This is a genomic window from Micromonospora sp. NPDC002296 (assembly GCF_040296145.1).
Taxonomy (GTDB): domain Bacteria; phylum Actinomycetota; class Actinomycetes; order Mycobacteriales; family Micromonosporaceae; genus Micromonospora.
This window is the reverse complement of record NZ_JBEOWQ010000001.1, coordinates 290,557-306,368: the sequence shown is the minus strand read 5'-3', so window position 1 is coordinate 306,368 and position 15,812 is coordinate 290,557. Positions and strand designations below refer to the sequence as shown.

Here is a 15,812-nt window from a genome sequence, read left to right as displayed (position 1 = left end):
TCCGGAGCTGTGGAACTGTGCGGTCAGCGGTCGCGGCGCGGGCGCCAGACCACCAGAGCGGTGGACGTGCGGGTGGTGGGCACCAGGTCCCGACCGGGAAACCGGGCCAGCGACTCCAGCTCGGCCACCCGGCGGTACGCGGCGTCGAGCTCCGCCTCCATCCGGGCGATCCGCTGCTGCGCATGCTCCAGCAGGCGCTCCAGGCCGATGATCCGCTTGACCCCGGCCAGGTTGACCCCCTCGTCCTGGCTGAGCCGCTGCACCTCGCGCAGCAGCACCACGTCCCGGACGCTGTAGCGGCGCCCTCCACCGGCCGCCCGGCCGGCCTGCACCAGGCCGAGCCGGTCGTACTGGCGCAGCGTCTGCGGATGCATCCCCGCCATCCGCGCCGCCACCGAGATCATCAGGACCTTGGCCTCGTAGGCAGGGTCATCCGAGCCGGTGAACTCTCCCACCATCCCCGCTCACCTCCGCACGCACTCCAGCAGGCTCAACTGAATCGACGCACCCGGGCGTCGAGATGTTCCCGGGCGGCCGGCGGGGACTGCTCGGCGAACGCCTCCAGCGCCGCCCGCGCCTCGTCGGACACCCGTGCCGGCACCACCACGTCCAGCGTGACCAGAAGGTCGCCGGCCCGGCCGTCCCTGCGTACCACGCCCTTGCCCCGGGCCCGCAGCACCCGGCCGCCCGGCGTGCCCGGCGGCACCCGCAGGGTCACCGTGCCGTCGAGCGTGGGGACCCGGAGGTCCGTACCGAACACGGCCTCCGGGAAGGTGATCTGCACGGTCAGCGTCAGGTCGTCCCCGGTACGCCCGAACAGATCGTCCGGCCGGACCTTCACGTGCACGAACAGGTCGCCGGCCGGGCCGCCGCGCTCGCCCGGCTCGCCGCGCCCGGCCAGCCGGATCCGCTGCCCGTCGGCCACCCCGGCGGGGAAGCGGACGTTCAGCGTGCGGGTCTTGGTGACCCCGCCGGTGCCGTGGCACTCCGGGCACTTCTCCTCGACGACCGTGCCCACGCCCTGGCAGTTGCGACACGGCTCGGAGAGGCTGAACGACCCCTGGTTCCGGGTGGTCACCCCGGCGCCGTGGCAGACCTGGCAGGTCACCGGCTGGGTGCCGGGCTTCGCCCCGCTGCCGTGGCAGGTGTCGCAGATCCCGGGCGCGCGCAGGGTCAGCGGGAGGGTCACCCCGCGTACCGCGTCGTCGAAGTCGAGCGCCACCTCGGTCTCGATGTCCCGGCCCTTGGCGGGGCCGCGCGGACGGGACGGGCCACCGGCTGCCCCGCCGCCCGAGAAGATCGAACTGAACAGGTCCTGGAAGCCGGCCCCGCCGAAGCGACGGTCACCGCCGCCGGCCGCGCCGCCGAACATGTCCGAGACGTCGAACGGCTGCCCACCGGGCCCGCCCGCTCCCCGGGCGTTGCGCCGGAAGGCGCCCGAGCCGAACAGCGAGCGCATCTCGTCGTACTCGCGGCGCTTGGCCTCGTCGCCGAGCACCGCGTACGCCTCGGAGACAGCCTTGAACCGCTCCTCGGCCTGTGGTTCGCCGGGGTTGTGGTCCGGGTGCGACTCCCGGGCCAGCTTTCGGTACGACTTCTTGATCTCGTCCGGGGAGGCGGACTTCTGCACGCCCAGCGTGGCGTAGTAGTCCTTCTCGATCCAGTCCTTGGAACTCACCGGTCCACCCCCTTCCACGGGACGTATCCCGGACGTCCCGCCCGCCCGGTGCGGGCGGGCGGGACGGCGCGGGTCGGCACTACTCCGGGTCGGCGACCGCGACCATGGCCGGCCGCAGCAACCGTTCGCCGAGCTGATAGCCCCGGCGCATGACCTGTACGCAGGTCGGTTCGGTCACGTCGGCGGAGGTTTGGTGGGCAACCGCCTCGTGTCGGGTCGGGTCGAACGGGTCGCCCTGCTCGCCGAACGCGTTCAGGCCGAACCTGCCCAGCGCGGTGGTGAGCTGCTCGGCCACCGAACCGAACGGGCCCACCAGATCACCGTGCTCGCGGGCCCGGTCCAGGTCGTCCAGGATCGGCAGCAGCGCGGCGAGCACCGAGCCGGTCGCCTGCTCCTGGACCAGGCTGCGGTCCCGGTCCACCCGCTTGCGGTAGTTGGCGTACTCCGCCGTGACCCGCTGGAGGTCCCGGGTCCGCTCGTCGAGCTCGGCCCGCAGCCCCTCCGACTCCGCGCCGGGCGGCGCGCCGGTGGCCTGGGTGCCGCTCTCCACCGGCTGCGCCGGGGCGTCGACCACGGGCGGCCCGTCCACGGAGGCGGCCTCGACCTCGATCTCGTCGACCACGACCTCGGCGTCGGCGACCAGCCCCTCCGCCGGGACGTCCGCCCCGGCGTCGGTGGCGGCAGGCTCCTCCGACGTGTTGATCTTGCGGTTGTCACGGATGACGACCCGCGGCTGCTCGCCGGCGGACTGCCCGGCGGTCGCGGAGCCACCCGGCGCCGACCCGGTGGAGCCCGGGTCGGCGGCTCGTGGCTTCTCCGTCATGGGTTACCTCATCCCTCTGCCGTGAGTACGTGTCCGAGGCGGATCGTCACTTCTTGTCCTCGTCCACGATCTCCGCGTCGACCACGTCGTCGGCGCCGCCGGCCTGCGCGCCGCCGGTCGCCCCGGTCCCCGCGCCCGCCGCGCCCGCCGCACCCGGCTGCTGGCCCGGCTCGGCCTGATCGGCCTGCTGAGACGCGTAAAGCAGCGAGCCGGCCTGCTGGGAGACCTGCGCGAGCCGCTCGTGGGCAGCCTTGATCTTCTCGATGTCCTGGCCGCCGAGCGCGCCGCGCAGCTCGCCGAGGGCCTCGGTGAGCTGCTCCCGGTTCTCGGCCGGCAGCTTGTCACCGCTCTCGGCGAGGAACTTCTCGGTCTGCCACTGGAGCGCCTCGGCGAGGTTGCGGGTCTCCGCCTCCTCGCGACGACGCTTGTCGTCGTCGGCGTGCTCCTCGGCGTCCCGGCGCATCCGCTCGATGTCGTCCTTCGGCAGCGAGGAGCCACCGGTGATCGTCATCTTCTGTTCCTTGCCGGTGCCCAGGTCCTTCGCGTGCACGTTCACGATGCCGTTGGCGTCGATGTCGAACGTGACCTCGACCTGCGGCACGCCGCGCGGCGCGGGCGGGAGGCCGGTCAGCTCGAAGGTGCCGAGCTTCTTGTTGTAGGCCGCGATCTCCCGCTCGCCCTGGAACACCTGGATCAGCACCGACGGCTGGTTGTCGTCGGCCGTGGTGAAGACCTCGGAGCGCTTGCTCGGGATGGTGGTGTTGCGCTCGATGAGCTTGGTGAAGATGCCGCCCTTGGTCTCGATACCCAGGCTCAGCGGGGTCACGTCGAGCAGCAGGACGTCCTTGACCTCGCCCTTGAGCACGCCCGCCTGGAGTGCGGCGCCGACGGCGACGACCTCGTCCGGGTTGACGCCCTTGTTCGGGTCGCGGCCGGTGAGCTGCTTGACCAGGTCGGTCACGGCCGGCATCCGGGTCGAGCCGCCGACCAGGATCACGTGCTCGACGTCGGCGACCTTGATGCCGGCGTCCTTCACGGCCTGCTCGAACGGGCCCTTGCAGCGGTCCAGCAGGTCCTGCGTCATCCGCTGGAACTCGGCGCGGCTGAGTGTCACGTCCAGGTGCAGCGGGCCCGCCGCGCCGGCGGTGATGTACGGCAGGTTGATGTTGCTGGTGGTGGCCGCCGACAGCTCGATCTTGGCCTTCTCGGCCGCCTCGCGGAGCCGCTGGAGGGCCATCTTGTCCTGGGCCAGGTCGATGCCGTGCTCGCCCCGGAAGGTCTTCACCAGGTGGTCGATGATCCGCTGGTCCCAGTCGTCGCCACCGAGCTGGTTGTCACCGCTGGTGGACTTGACCTCGACGACGCCCTCGGCCAGCTCCAGCAGCGAGACGTCGAAGGTGCCGCCGCCGAGGTCGAAGACCAGGACGGTCTGCTCCTTGGAGCCCTTGTCCAGCCCGTACGCCAGGGCGGCGGCGGTCGGCTCGTTGACGATCCGCAGCACGTTGAAGCCGGCGATCTCGCCGGCCTCCTTGGTGGCCTGGCGCTGGCTGTCGTTGAAGTAGGCCGGGACGGTGATCACCGCGTCGGTGATCTGCTCGCCCAGGTACGCCTCGGCGTCCCGCTTGAGCTTCATCAGCGTCCGGGCTGAGATCTCCTGCGGGGTGTACTTCTTGCCGTCGATGTCGACGGTCCAGTTGGTGCCGACCTCCCGCTTGACCGACCGGATGGTCCGGTCCGGGTTCGTCACCGCCTGGCGCTTGGCGACCTCACCGACGAGCACCTCGCCGTTGCGGGCGAACGCGACGATCGACGGGGTCGTCCGCGAGCCCTCAGCGTTGGCGATGACGGCTGGCTCACCGCCCTCGAGAACGCTGACGCAGGAGTTCGTCGTGCCGAGGTCGATACCGACCGCACGTGCCATCTTCGCTTCCTCGCTTCTTACGTTGGGGTTCTTACGTTGGGCAGGTGACGGGATCAACCCGCCGCGCACTCGCCACAAGTTGAGTGAACTTGACTCAATAGTGCCACGCCCACGGCGATCGTCAAATCGGGTTGAGCCGACCCGACGCAACTTCACGTTCCAGGGGAGCCCGGTTGTCTTCTCTTGCGCCGGTCGGGCACGCTTTAGCGGTGACGACGCACGGGGATCCCGCCACCCGCTCCGGTTCGCCCGCCGTCGCCGCCCGTACCGGCACCGGGGACGCCGGGGAGGACCCGTCCGGCCCTACCGGAGACGGCCTGCCCGTCGCGCTCACCGGCCTGCGGGCCGCGATCGGCGCGGCCCGGTTCCCGCTCGCCCTGCCCTCGGCCGAGTCCGCCCGCCAGATCGGCGCGAGCCTCACCGCGCAGCTCGACGACTATCTCCTGCCCCGGATGGCCCGGCTCGACGCGCCGCTGCTGGTGGTCGTCGGCGGCTCCACCGGGGCCGGCAAGTCGACCCTGGTCAACAGCCTGGTCCAGGCCCGGGTCAGCGCCGCCGGGGTGCTCCGGCCGACCACCCGCTCGCCGGTGCTGGTGTGCAACCCGGCCGACTCCGGCTGGTTCCGCCAGGGCGAGCTGCTGCCGGGCCTCACCCGCACCAACGAGCCGAGCGAGGACCCTGGGACCCTGCACCTGGTCACCGCCCCGGCGCTCCCCGCCGGGCTGGCCTTCCTCGACGCCCCCGACATCGACTCGGTGGTCGACGCCAACCGGGCGCTGGCCGGGCAACTCCTCGCCGCCGCCGACCTCTGGCTCTTCGTCACCACCGCCGCCCGGTACGCCGACGCGGTCCCCTGGGAACTGCTGCACACCGCGCGGGCCCGGGGCGTGGTGATCGCGATGGTGCTCGACCGGGTGCCGGCGGAGGCGACCGACGAGGTGGCCGCCCATTTGGCCGAGATGCTCGCCGACCAGGGCCTCGGCGCGGCGCCGCTGTTCGTCCTGCCCGAGACGTGGGTGGACGGCCAGGGCCTGCTGCCGGACCAGACCACCGCCCCGCTGAGCACCTGGTTCGCCCGGCTGGCCGCCGACGCCGGGGCACGGGCCGCCGTCGTCCGACAGACGCTGGACGGGGCGCTGGCCGCCCTGCACCCCGCGGTGGCGGGGCTGGCCGACGCCGCCGACGAGCAGGTGGCCGCCGCCGACGCCCTGGACGAGCGGGTGCAGGCCGCGTACCGGGGGGCTGAGCGGACCGTGGAGCAGGGGCTGAAGGACGGCCGGCTGCTCCGCGGCGAGGTGCTCGCCCGCTGGCAGGAGTTCGTCGGCACCGGCGAGTTCTTCCGCACCCTGGAGGCCCGGATCGGCCGGCTGCGAGACCGCCTGGTGTCCGCGGTGACCGGCCGGCCCGCGCCCGCCGCGGAGCTGAGCAACGCCATCGAGTCCCAGCTCGTCACGCTGCTGCGGGGAGTGGCCGCCGAGGCGGCCGAGAACGCGTACACCGGGTGGCGGGCACACCCCGCCGGGGCGGCGCTGCTCGACCCGCCGTTGGCGCACCCGGCCGAGGACTTCCCCGCCCGCGCCGAGCGCCTGGTCCGCGACTGGCAGCGCGGGGTGCTGGAGCTGGTCCGGGCCGAGGGCGGCGACAAGCGGTTCGTGGCCCGCACCGCCTCGTACGCGGTCAACGCCACCGGGCTGGCCGTGATGATCGCCGTTTTCGCCTCGACCGCGTTCATCCCGACCGGGCTGGAGGTGGCCACCGGGGCCGGCACCACCGTCGCCGCGCAGGCCGTGCTCCAGGCGATCTTCGGCGACCAGGCCGTCCGTACGCTGGCCAACCGGGCCCGGGGCGACCTGCTGGCGCGGGTCCGGGAGCTGCTCGACGCCGAGGCCGACCGGTTCCTGTCCCGCACCGCGGCGGCCCGCCCGGCGGCGGACGTCGGCGACCCGCTGCGCGCCGCGGGCGACCGGGTGGAGGACGCCCGGCGCCGTAGCGGCCTGGCGATGGCCGACGCGCCGGGCCTGCCCGCCGCACCGACCCCGGAGGCCGAGGCCCGATGACCAACATCGCCGACCGGGTGCGCGCGGCGCTCCGGGGTGACCAGCGGGTCGACCCCGACGTGCTGATCGCCCGCCTGGACGCGGTCCGCCGGTTCCTCGACGCGGTGGACGGCCAGCTCCCGGACACCCAGCTCGTGCCCGCGCACACCCTGGTCGAGCGGGCCGGCACCCGGCTTGCGCTCTCCCGGGACCACACCGTCGTCGCCCTCGCCGGGGCCACCGGCAGCGGCAAGTCGAGCCTGTTCAACGCGCTCGCCCGGCTGGGTCTCTCCCCGGTCGGGGTGCGCCGCCCCACCACCGGCGTGGCGCACGCCTGCGTCTGGGGCCCACTGGACGGGGCGAACCGGCTGCTCGACTGGATCGGCGTGCTGCCCCGCCACCGGTTCGTCCGGGAGAGCGCGCTCGACGCCGACGACGAGTCCGCCCTGCACGGGCTGGTGCTGCTCGACCTGCCGGACTTCGACTCGGTGCAGCGGTCGCACCGGCTGGAGGTCGACCGGCTGCTCGGCCTGGTCGACCTGGTGGTCTGGGTCGTCGACCCGCAGAAGTACGCCGACCGGGTGATCCACACCAGCTACCTGCGCGAGTTCCGCCGACACCGGGACGTGACGCTGGTGGTGCTCAACCAGGCCGACCGGCTGCCCCCGGCCGAGCTGCCCCGGGTGCTGGACGACCTTCGCCGGCTGCTCGACCACGACGGGCTGGGCGGGGTGCCGCTGCTGGCCACCACCGCCGTCGACCCGGCCGGGATCGTCGACCTGCGCGGGACGCTGGAACGCACGGTCGCCGGGCGGCAGGCCGCGCTGCGGCGCCTCGCCGGGGACGTCGACGCGGTCGTCGCCGGGCTGGACGAGTTGGTCGCCGCCGACGCGCCGGCCGCCGGGCCGGACGAGGGAACCATCGGCTCGCTGAGCCGAGCGCTGGCCGAGACGGCCGGCGTGCCAACGGTGGCGGCGGCGGTCGAAGGGGCATATCGGCACCGGGCCGTGGCCAGCACCGGTTGGCCGCTGGTGCGGGGCTGGCGGCGGCTGCGCCCCGACCCGCTGCGCCGGCTGCACCTGCCCGGCCCGGTCGCCGGCGCGGACGCGGGGGCCCCTGCGGAGAGCCTGGTCGCCGCGACCTCCGTACCCGATCCGACCGCCGCCCAACGCTCGGCGCTGGGGCTGGCCGTGCGGGCGGTGGCCGACCGGTCCGCCGCGGGTCTGCCGACCCCCTGGGCGACCGCGGTGACCACCGCCGCCCGGTCCCGGCTGGGCGACCTGCCGGACGCGCTGGACCGCGCGGTGGCCGGCGCCGACCTGGGAATGGACCGCAGGCCGATCTGGTGGCGGTTCGTCGGCGCGGTGCAGTGGCTGGTCACGGTCGCGGCCGTCGCCGGCCTCGGCTGGCTCGCCCTCGGCTACGCGCTGCGGGCCCTCGGCCTGCCGGCGCTGGAGTATCCCCGGGTCGGCGAGGCCCCGCTGCCCACCGTGTTGCTGCTCGGCGGCCTGCTCGCCGGGCTGCTGCTGGCCGCGCTGACCCGCCCGGTGGTGCGCTGGTCGGCCCGCCGGGCCCGCCGCCGGGCCGAGAAGCGACTCACCGCCGCCGTCGATGCGGTCGGCCGGGAGTGCGTGGTGACGCCGGTCCGGGCGGTGCTCGACCGGTACGGGCAGGCGAGGCAGGCGTTGCGGGACGCCGAGCGCAGCTGAACCCCCGTCAGCCTTCACTGTCCGGGGCTCCCCCGCGGGCGTAGGGTCGACGCATGGCCACGCCTCAGACCCCCTACGACGCGGTGCTGCACGCCGCACGCGACGTGACCAGGCTCGACACCGCCCTCGATGCCGAGATGCTCGGCGCGGCGCTGTTGGGCAGCGTCTACGCGGTCGCCGAGACCGACCGGGAGGGGGCCGTCCGGGAGTTCGTCTCCGGCTTCCTCGCCGCCACCACCCGCCGCCGCACGGCCGCGGCAAAGACCATTCGCACCGTCTTCGCAGCCCTGGTGCCGGACGCGGAGGGCGCGGCGAAGGTCCACCCCGGCACCCAGGCCCCCGCCTGGTCCGAGCAGCTCGGCCGGGTGCACCTCACCGGCACCTGGTGCTACGGCGATGTGTACGGCGACCAGACCTCCTACCTGGCCACCTTTGCCTACGACAACGAGGCCGGCGGCCCGGAGCACGCGCTGGTGGCCCTGGTCGACCACAACATCGGCATCGCCAAGGACATCTTCGTCGGTGGCCCTGCCGGCCGGATCGTCGACCAGGTCCGGGAGATGGTCGACGGCGACGAGTTGACCTGGTTCCGGGAGGAGGACCCGGCCAGGCTGCACGGCGAGGTCGGCCGGCACCTGACGGTCACCGACGAGCTGGGCGAGCTGCCCGCCGAGGGATCACTCGCCACCGACCGCGCGCTGGCCGGCGCGCGGCTCGCGCTGCTGCCCCCGCCGGCGCGTGCCGCCCGTGGCGCCGAGCCGCTCTCCGGCGACGAGCGGACCGCCCTGGTCCGGGCATTTCTCGCCTCGCCCGAGGCGGTCCGGTTCGATCTGGACCCGTCCGACGACGCGGGGCTCGCCTCGCTGCACTTCTGTCTCAGCCTGCTGCTCGACCACGCCGCGAGCTTCCCGGACGCGGACCCGCTGCGGTGGAGCCCCACGGTGGCCGAGCTGTTCCTGCTCGACTGGGTGCACCGGCGGGCCGTGCTCGACATGGACGACGCCGCGATGCTCCCCCGGGTGCTGCGCGGCTGGGCGGCGTACGCGGCCCGGCGCAGAGGGCTGCCGGAGGCGGCGGCGACCCGGACCGACACCGCGATCGAGGAGATGATCCCGGAGTTCGCCCGGCTCTACTCGACAGGGGAACGGCGCAGCCCGGCCACCGCGGCCGTGGCCCAGCTCATGGCCGACGGGGTGGACCCGGACGACCCGGTCGCCCTGGACGCCTGGATCGAGGCGAACCGGCACCGGCTCGCCGACGACGGGGCCTGAGCGGGCACGGCGTCGCTGCTCGACCGCTGAGCGCCCGCCCCGACGGGTGGCCGGCCCTGCCCGAGGGCCCGCCGGGCCCGCCGGGTCAGGAGCGGCCCGGGGCGGGCGGCTCAGCCGAGCGTGGCGTAGACGACCCCGGCGACCAGCCCGCCGACGGCGCCGCCGATCACCACCTGCGGGAGCGTGTGGGCGCGCAGCCGCACCCTTGACCAGCCCACCAGCACGGGCAGCGGCGCGGCGGCCAGCAGCGGCGCGCCGAAGGTGAGCGCCAGGACGGCCACCGCCCCGGCGGCCACCGCCGTATGGATCGACATCTTCCACCAGTGGCTCACCGCCACCGCCACGACCAGCCCCACCACGCCGGCGGCCCCCAGGGCGAGCAGCGGACGGGGCCCGCCGAACGCCGCGAGCAGGGCCCACCCGACCGCCACCGAGGCCAGCCCGAACAGCAGCGGCAGCCGGCGCTGCTCGCGTACGCCGACGTGGTGGTCGGTGAGCCGTCCGCGCCGCACCCCGCCGAGGATGTACGCGAACGGGATGCCGCTGGCGAAGACGGTGGCGAGCAGCCCCCAGGCCAGCCCGTGGACCCCGCCCCGGGCTCCGTGCCAGGCGACCACCACGGTCAGCAGGGTCACCAGGACGGCCGGCGCGGTCAGCTCCGTGACCAGCCGGGCGATCCGCAGGCCCGGCTCAGTCGGCTCAGTCGGCTCGGCCGGCTCGGCCGGCTCGGCCGGCTCGGTCGGCTCGGCCGGCTCGGTCGGCTCGGCCGGCTCGGTCGGCTCGGCCGGCTCGGTCGGCTCGGCCGGCTCGGTCGGCTCGGTCGGCTCGGTCGGGAGGCCCGGGCCGCTCAGCGCCCCGTCCCCGGTCGCGCCGGCCTGGCCCCGCTCCGGTCGCTGCCGCGCGCCTGCCCGCCGATCCGGTTCACGCTCCACGACCGCGGAGCATGCCACGCGGCCGGGCGGCCGGGTCAACGGTCGCGCCGAGGCTGCTCGTGGTCGGCTCCGAACTGGTCGGTTCCGAACTCGTCGGCTCCGAGCTGGGCGAGGGCCCGGTGTCGCCCGGCGGGGAAGGGGCCTGCGTCGAGCCGGAGAGCGTCACCGTGGGCGTCGGATCCGGCGTCGGCGGGTCGGTCGGTGACGGCACCGGCGTCGGGTGTGGCGCCGGGGTCGGGCTCGGCGAGGGGGACGTCGCGGGCGGCCGGGGGGCCGGCGGGGGGATCGGCGCCGGGGGCGGCGGGTGGCGTATCGCGTCCGGGCCGGACCGATCGGGGTCGGCCGGCGGGGCCGGGGCCAGCGGTGCCAGATCCGGGTCGGTCGACGGCACCACGACCGTGCCCGGCCGGGCGGCCGGGATCACCTCGGGCCGGCCGTTCCCCGGCAGCGGGACGACCACCGGGCCGACGGACGGGGTGGGAATGAACGGGGTGCTGCTGTCCGGCAGCGCCGTGCTGCCCACCGTGGCCGAGCCGGCGCTGACGGCGGCGAGGATCGGCATCGAGGCGGTGCCGGCGAGCAGGGCGACCGTGAAGAGGTACCCCCGGCCGTGAGCGGCGGAGCCGGGGGCGCGGTGCACGCCGACGACCCGGCGGTAGCCGCCCGCCGCGCGGTGCCGACCGAGCAGCGGAGCGGCCGGACCCTCACCTGACTGGGACACGCACACTCCTCGGTCGTCGGACACGGTCACGGGCGGCGGAGCAGCAATAAGCGGACATAACCCCCCGAAAGGTGCGCCCCGGCGTCATCAGCTTGGACCAGTGACGGTCAGTTGACCAGGCACCACAGCGTGTCGACACACAATTTGTCCGCCGCCGCCACCGAGACGCGAGTCCGGCTACGACAAATAGCCTGATGAGCCGCTAATCCGACACCGCCGGGAAACCTGGGGCGGGCGTACTGTGGGGCCCCTCACCTCCTCTGCGAATATGGACCACGACGGCAACGCAGCCGCGGCCTCCGCGCACCCCGCGGCAGGCCCGGTTGGGCGTCGGCGCTCCCGAACCGGGTTCGTCCCACGGATCCGGCTTCACGCCGCGCGGCAACCCCCACCGGGGCTAGGCGCGGCCGCCAGGACCAGCCCGGCACCGGCCGGGCCGGCGCACGATTTGCGCGCGGACGGGTCACCCCCGGTGCCGACGCAGACATGACAGGGAGAGACGGATGGCAAAGGGCGACCCCGGGGTCACCACCCGCGGCCGGCGGGCCGCACCCCGTTCCAAGCGGGCCGCGTCAGCGGCTTCCGGCAACCCGGAACTCGTACAGCTGCTGACGCCCGAGGGCGAGCGCATCGAGACGGCGTTCGGCCCGGACGGGACGGAGTACCGCGTCGACTTCACCGACGAGGAGTACCGCGGGCTCTACCGCGACCTCGTGCTGGTCCGCAAGCTCGACGCCGAGGCCACCGCGTTGCAGCGGCAGGGCGAACTGGGCCTGTGGGCGAGCCTGCTGGGCCAGGAGGCCGCGCAGGTCGGCTCCGGCCGGGCGCTGCGCAGCCAGGACATGGCCTTCCCGACCTACCGGGAGCACGGCGTCCTCTACTGCCGGGGCATCGACCCGATCATGCCGCTCGGCCTGTTCCGGGGCGTCAACCAGGGCGGCTGGGACCCGAACGAGTTCAAGTTCAACATGTACACGATCGTGATCGGGGCACAGACCCTGCACGCGACCGGGTATGCCATGGGCGTCCACATGGACGGCAAGACCGGGACCGAGGACGGCGAGGCGGTGATCGCCTACTTCGGCGACGGCGCAACCAGCCAGGGCGACGTCAACGAGGCGTTCGTCTGGGCCAGCGTCTTCAACGCCCCGCTGGTGTTCTTCTGCCAGAACAACCAGTACGCCATCTCCGAGCCCCTGGAGCGGCAGACCCGGGTGCCGCTCTACCAACGGGCCGGCGGCTTCGGATTCCCCGGCGTCCGGGTCGACGGCAACGACGTGCTCGCCTCGTACGCGGTGACCCGGCACGCGCTGGACAACGCGCGACACGGCCAGGGCCCCCGCCTGATCGAGGCATACACCTACCGGATGGGGGCGCACACCACCTCCGACGACCCGACCCGGTACCGGATCGCCAGCGAGGTCGAGGCCTGGCAGGCCAAGGACCCGATCGCCCGGATGAAGGCGTTCCTGGAGAAGCAGAAGATCGCCGACGACGGCTTCTTCGCCGAGATCGACGAGCAGGCCCGCGCCGAGTCGGTGGACCTGCGCGAGCGGGTGCTCGCCATGCCCGACCCCGAGCCGGTGACGATGTTCGACCACGTCTACCCCAACGGGTCCCCCGAGCTCGACGAGCAGCGGGCGCGGTTCAGCCGCTACATGGAGTCGTTCGAGGGGAGCGCCCACTGATGGCCACGGAGACGCTCACCCTCGGAAAGGCGCTCAACACCGGCCTGCGCAGGGCCCTGGAGGACGACCCGAAGGTCATCATCATGGGCGAGGACGTCGGCAAGCTCGGCGGCGTCTTCCGGGTCACCGACGGGCTCCAGAAGGACTTCGGCGACCAGCGGGTGATCGACACCCCGTTGGCCGAGTCCGGCATCATCGGCACCGCGGTCGGCCTGGCCATCCGCGGCTTCCGCCCGGTCTGCGAGATCCAGTTCGACGGCTTCGTCTACCCCGCGTACGACCAGATCGTGTCGCAGGTGGCGAAGATGCACTACCGCTCGCAGGGCAAGCTCCGCATCCCGATGGTCATCCGCATTCCGTACGGCGGGGGCATCGGCGCGGTCGAGCACCACTCGGAGTCGCCGGAGGCGTACTTCGCGCACACCGCCGGCCTGAAGGTCGTCACCTGCGCAAACCCGCAGGACGGCTACTCGATGATCCAGCAGGCGATCGCCTCGGACGACCCGATCGTCTTCCTGGAGCCCAAGCGGCGCTACTGGGAGAAGGGTCCGGTCGAGCTGGACACCCCGCTGTCGGCGGCGTACCCGCTGCACTCGGCCCGGGTGACGCGACCCGGGACGGACGTGACCGTGCTCGCGTACGGCCCGATGGTGCGCACCTGCGTGGAGGCGGCGACCGCCGCCGCGGAGGACGGCCGGGAGCTGGAGGTCGTCGACCTGCGCACCCTCTCCCCGCTGGACCTGACCGCCGCGTACGAGTCGGTGCGGCGCACCGGCCGGTGCGTGGTGGTGCACGAGGCCCCGGGCAACCTGGGCCTGGGCTCGGAGATCGCCGCCCGGATCACCGAGGAGTGCTTCTACTCCCTGGAGTCCCCGGTGCTGCGGGTGACCGGCTTCGACACCCCCTACCCGGCCTCCCGGGTGGAGGAGGAGTACCTGCCTGACCTCGATCGGGTGCTCGACGCCGTCGACCGGGCCTTCGGGTGGTGAGCGGCGTGTCGCGGATCAAGGAGTTCAACCTGCCCGACCTGGGCGAGGGCCTGGCCGAGGGCGAGATCCTCACCTGGCTGGTCAAGGTGGGCGACATGATCGAGCTGAACCAGCCGATCGTCGAGGTGGAGACGGCCAAGGCCGCCGTCGAGATCCCGGCGAAGTGGGCCGGCCAGGTGCGGTCGATCTTCCACCCGGCGGGCAGCACGATCGAGGTCGGCACGCCGATCATCGCGATCGACACCGACCCAGGCGCCGGCCCGATCGAGGAGTCGACCACGGGCACCCCGTCGGCGGACCTGCCCACCCCGTCGGCGGCATCGCTGGCGGCGGTCGAGGTGGCCCCGAGCGAGGGCGCGGTCGAGCCGGGCCTGATCGGCGGCCCCGCCCCGGGCGGCCGTACCGCCGTCCTGGTCGGCTACGGCCCGCGCACCACGGCGGCCAAGCGCCGGCCGCGCAAGGGCGGGGTCCCGGCCCAGTCCACCGCCGCCCCGGCGAGCCACGCTCCGGCACCGGCCGCCCCGGCACCGGTCCCGGCCGCTCCGGTGGTCGCCGCGCCGACGAACGGCAACGGCCACGGGGGTACGCGAGCAGGCGGGCCGGTGCTGGCCAAGCCGCCGGTACGCAAGCTCGCCCGGGACCTCGGGGTCGACCTGGCCGCGCTGACCGGCTCAGGTCCACTGGGCTCGATCAGCCGGGAGGACGTACGGCAGGCGGCGAGCGGCACCGCGACGGCGGCCGAGCCGCTGACGGCGGCGGCACCGACCACGGCGGCGGCGAGCTTCGGCGCGGACCGCGAGCAGCGCATCCCTGTCAAGGGGGTACGTAAGCTCACCGCCGAGAACATGTCCCGCTCGGCGTTCACGGCCCCGCACGTGACGGAGTTCATGACCGTCGACGTCACTCGGGCGACCAAGGCCCTGGACCGGCTGCGCGGCCGGCGGGAGTGGCGCGACGTCCGGGTCTCGCCGCTGCTGCTGGTGGCCAAGGCGGTGCTGCTCGCGGTGCGTCGGCACCCGATGGTCAACTCGACGTGGGCCGGTGACGAGATCGTCGTCAAGGACTACGTCAACCTGGGCATCGCGGCGGCCACCGAGCGCGGGCTGATCGTGCCGAACATCAAGGACGCGGGCCGGCTGTCGCTGCGCGAGTTGGCGGACGCGATGACCGACCTGGTGCAGACGGCCAAGGCCGGCCGGACCTCGCCCGCCGCCATGTCCGGCGGCACCTTGACGATCACCAACGTCGGGGTGTTCGGGGTGGACACCGGCACGCCGATCCTCCCCCCGGGCGAGTCGGCGATCCTGGCCTTCGGCGCGGTCCGTGAGATGCCCTGGGTACACAAGGGCAAGGTCCGGCCGCGTCAGGTGACCACGCTGGGCCTGTCCTTCGACCACCGGATCATCGACGGTGAGCTCGGGTCGAAGTTCCTCCGCGACATCGGGGACTTCCTGGCCGACCCGGAGGCGGCGCTGCTCGCCTGGACCTGACGGTTAGCCGACACCAGCGACGGCCGGTGTGCCACGGGTGAACGCCCGGCACACCGGCCGTTGCCGTTGGCAGAAGAAAACCCAGGCTGAAAGCCTCGTTGACCTACGATCCTTAGGCAGGTGTCTCAGCTCACCTACTAATCGATGGACTCCCCGCCCATCTTGCGCTTCAATGGATACATCAGGGGCTGACAACCGAATAAGCCAGGAGGAGAGATCCAGATGAGCATGATCGAGCGAATCCGCAACCGCCGCGACGCCAACCGCCGTGCCCGCGCCATCGAGCACGCGCTGCGTTCCGCCAACTCGCCCGCGGTCCGTGACGAGCTTCTCGCCATCGCCCAGCGTCACATGAGCTGACGCCCCACACTTTTCTCTCCTCCTCCAGTTCGACGACCCGCCCGGTCACCCCCGGGCGGGTCGTCGGCGTTTCGGACCGATTGACACCGGGATTCCGCCCCGCAGCACCGCCCGGTACGGTGGGGCTCGGTCGTCAACCACACCGTCCGGACCCGTCGCGCCGATAGATGCTGCTCGACACGGTCCGGCGACGC

General features: G+C 73.8%; 13 protein-coding genes. 8 read left to right on the top strand and 5 right to left on the bottom strand.

The window, feature by feature from the left end:
- Window positions 1–23: 23 nt before the first annotated feature.
- From ABT023_RS01425 to dnaK, 4 genes are all read right to left on the bottom strand, one after another.
- Window positions 24–458: a heat shock protein transcriptional repressor HspR gene (locus tag ABT023_RS01425; RefSeq protein WP_350880445.1), complete on the bottom strand. Its 435-nt coding sequence runs from the start codon at window positions 456–458 to the stop codon at window positions 24–26.
- Between the two features lie 32 nt (window positions 459–490).
- Window positions 491–1,678 carry a molecular chaperone DnaJ gene (gene dnaJ / locus ABT023_RS01420; RefSeq protein ID WP_350880443.1) on the bottom strand — a complete coding sequence of 396 codons (1,188 nt, stop codon included), beginning with the start codon at window positions 1,676–1,678 and terminating at the stop codon, window positions 491–493.
- Between the two features lie 79 nt (window positions 1,679–1,757).
- Entirely contained in the window at window positions 1,758–2,501 is a 744-nt protein-coding gene (gene grpE / locus ABT023_RS01415) for a nucleotide exchange factor GrpE (protein WP_350880441.1), read from the bottom strand.
- 46 nt (window positions 2,502–2,547) lie between these two features.
- Window positions 2,548–4,422: a molecular chaperone DnaK gene (dnaK, locus tag ABT023_RS01410; protein WP_350880439.1), complete on the bottom strand. Its 1,875-nt coding sequence runs from the start codon at window positions 4,420–4,422 to the stop codon at window positions 2,548–2,550.
- A gap of 209 nt (window positions 4,423–4,631) precedes the next feature.
- Between dnaK and ABT023_RS01405 the strand changes: the two genes are divergently transcribed.
- From ABT023_RS01405 to ABT023_RS01395, 3 genes are read left to right on the top strand one after another with little or no spacing between them, the layout of a single operon-like run.
- Window positions 4,632–6,479 (top strand): GTPase domain-containing protein, encoded by a 1,848-nt coding sequence (locus ABT023_RS01405; RefSeq protein ID WP_350880437.1) that lies wholly within the window; start codon window positions 4,632–4,634, stop codon window positions 6,477–6,479.
- Window positions 6,476–8,167, top strand: a complete 1,692-nt coding sequence (locus ABT023_RS01400) for a GTPase (protein WP_350880435.1) — start codon at window positions 6,476–6,478, stop codon at window positions 8,165–8,167. Before ABT023_RS01405 ends, ABT023_RS01400 begins: the two co-directional genes overlap by 4 nt.
- 53 nt (window positions 8,168–8,220) lie before the next feature.
- Complete coding sequence (locus ABT023_RS01395; protein WP_350880433.1) at window positions 8,221–9,438, top strand: hypothetical protein; 1,218 nt, start codon at window positions 8,221–8,223, stop codon at window positions 9,436–9,438.
- A gap of 110 nt (window positions 9,439–9,548) precedes the next feature.
- On the opposite strand, the gene ABT023_RS01390 is transcribed toward ABT023_RS01395, so the two are convergent.
- The gene (locus tag ABT023_RS01390) at window positions 9,549–10,370 is read right to left on the bottom strand and encodes a phosphoesterase PA-phosphatase (protein ID WP_350880431.1); all 822 of its coding nucleotides are present in this window, start codon (window positions 10,368–10,370) and stop codon (window positions 9,549–9,551) included.
- 11 nt (window positions 10,371–10,381) lie between these two features.
- Here ABT023_RS01390 and ABT023_RS01385 point away from each other — a divergent pair, with 11 nt between their 5' ends.
- The 5 genes from ABT023_RS01385 (at window position 10,382) to ABT023_RS01365 (ending at window position 15,618) form a co-directional block, all read left to right on the top strand.
- Window positions 10,382–10,984 (top strand): hypothetical protein, encoded by a 603-nt coding sequence (locus tag ABT023_RS01385; RefSeq protein ID WP_350880429.1) that lies wholly within the window; start codon window positions 10,382–10,384, stop codon window positions 10,982–10,984.
- A gap of 610 nt (window positions 10,985–11,594) precedes the next feature.
- Window positions 11,595–12,779: a pyruvate dehydrogenase (acetyl-transferring) E1 component subunit alpha gene (gene pdhA, locus ABT023_RS01380; RefSeq protein WP_350880427.1), complete on the top strand. Its 1,185-nt coding sequence runs from the start codon at window positions 11,595–11,597 to the stop codon at window positions 12,777–12,779.
- On the top strand, window positions 12,779–13,768 hold the full coding sequence (locus ABT023_RS01375; RefSeq protein WP_350880425.1) for an alpha-ketoacid dehydrogenase subunit beta: 990 nt from the start codon (window positions 12,779–12,781) through the stop codon (window positions 13,766–13,768). Before pdhA ends, ABT023_RS01375 begins: the two co-directional genes overlap by 1 nt.
- The gene (locus ABT023_RS01370) at window positions 13,765–15,258 is read left to right on the top strand and encodes a dihydrolipoamide acetyltransferase family protein (protein WP_350880423.1); all 1,494 of its coding nucleotides are present in this window, start codon (window positions 13,765–13,767) and stop codon (window positions 15,256–15,258) included. The genes ABT023_RS01375 and ABT023_RS01370 overlap by 4 nt, the downstream gene beginning before the upstream one ends.
- Before the next feature lie 222 nt (window positions 15,259–15,480).
- On the top strand, window positions 15,481–15,618 hold the full coding sequence (locus ABT023_RS01365; RefSeq protein ID WP_165878079.1) for a hypothetical protein: 138 nt from the start codon (window positions 15,481–15,483) through the stop codon (window positions 15,616–15,618).
- Window positions 15,619–15,812: the final 194 nt, after the last annotated feature.

Coding starts and splice junctions, on each gene's coding strand:
- ABT023_RS01425 (WP_350880445.1), bottom strand. CDS start 458: ATGGTGGGAGAGTTCACCGGCTCGGATGACCCTGCCTACGAGGCCAAG.
- grpE (WP_350880441.1), bottom strand. CDS start 2,501: ATGACGGAGAAGCCACGAGCCGCCGACCCGGGCTCCACCGGGTCGGCG.
- dnaK (WP_350880439.1), bottom strand. CDS start 4,422: ATGGCACGTGCGGTCGGTATCGACCTCGGCACGACGAACTCCTGCGTC.
- ABT023_RS01400 (WP_350880435.1), top strand. CDS start 6,476: ATGACCAACATCGCCGACCGGGTGCGCGCGGCGCTCCGGGGTGACCAG.
- ABT023_RS01395 (WP_350880433.1), top strand. CDS start 8,221: ATGGCCACGCCTCAGACCCCCTACGACGCGGTGCTGCACGCCGCACGC.
- ABT023_RS01385 (WP_350880429.1), top strand. CDS start 10,382: ATGCCACGCGGCCGGGCGGCCGGGTCAACGGTCGCGCCGAGGCTGCTC.
- pdhA (WP_350880427.1), top strand. CDS start 11,595: ATGGCAAAGGGCGACCCCGGGGTCACCACCCGCGGCCGGCGGGCCGCA.
- ABT023_RS01375 (WP_350880425.1), top strand. CDS start 12,779: ATGGCCACGGAGACGCTCACCCTCGGAAAGGCGCTCAACACCGGCCTG.
- ABT023_RS01365 (WP_165878079.1), top strand. CDS start 15,481: ATGAGCATGATCGAGCGAATCCGCAACCGCCGCGACGCCAACCGCCGT.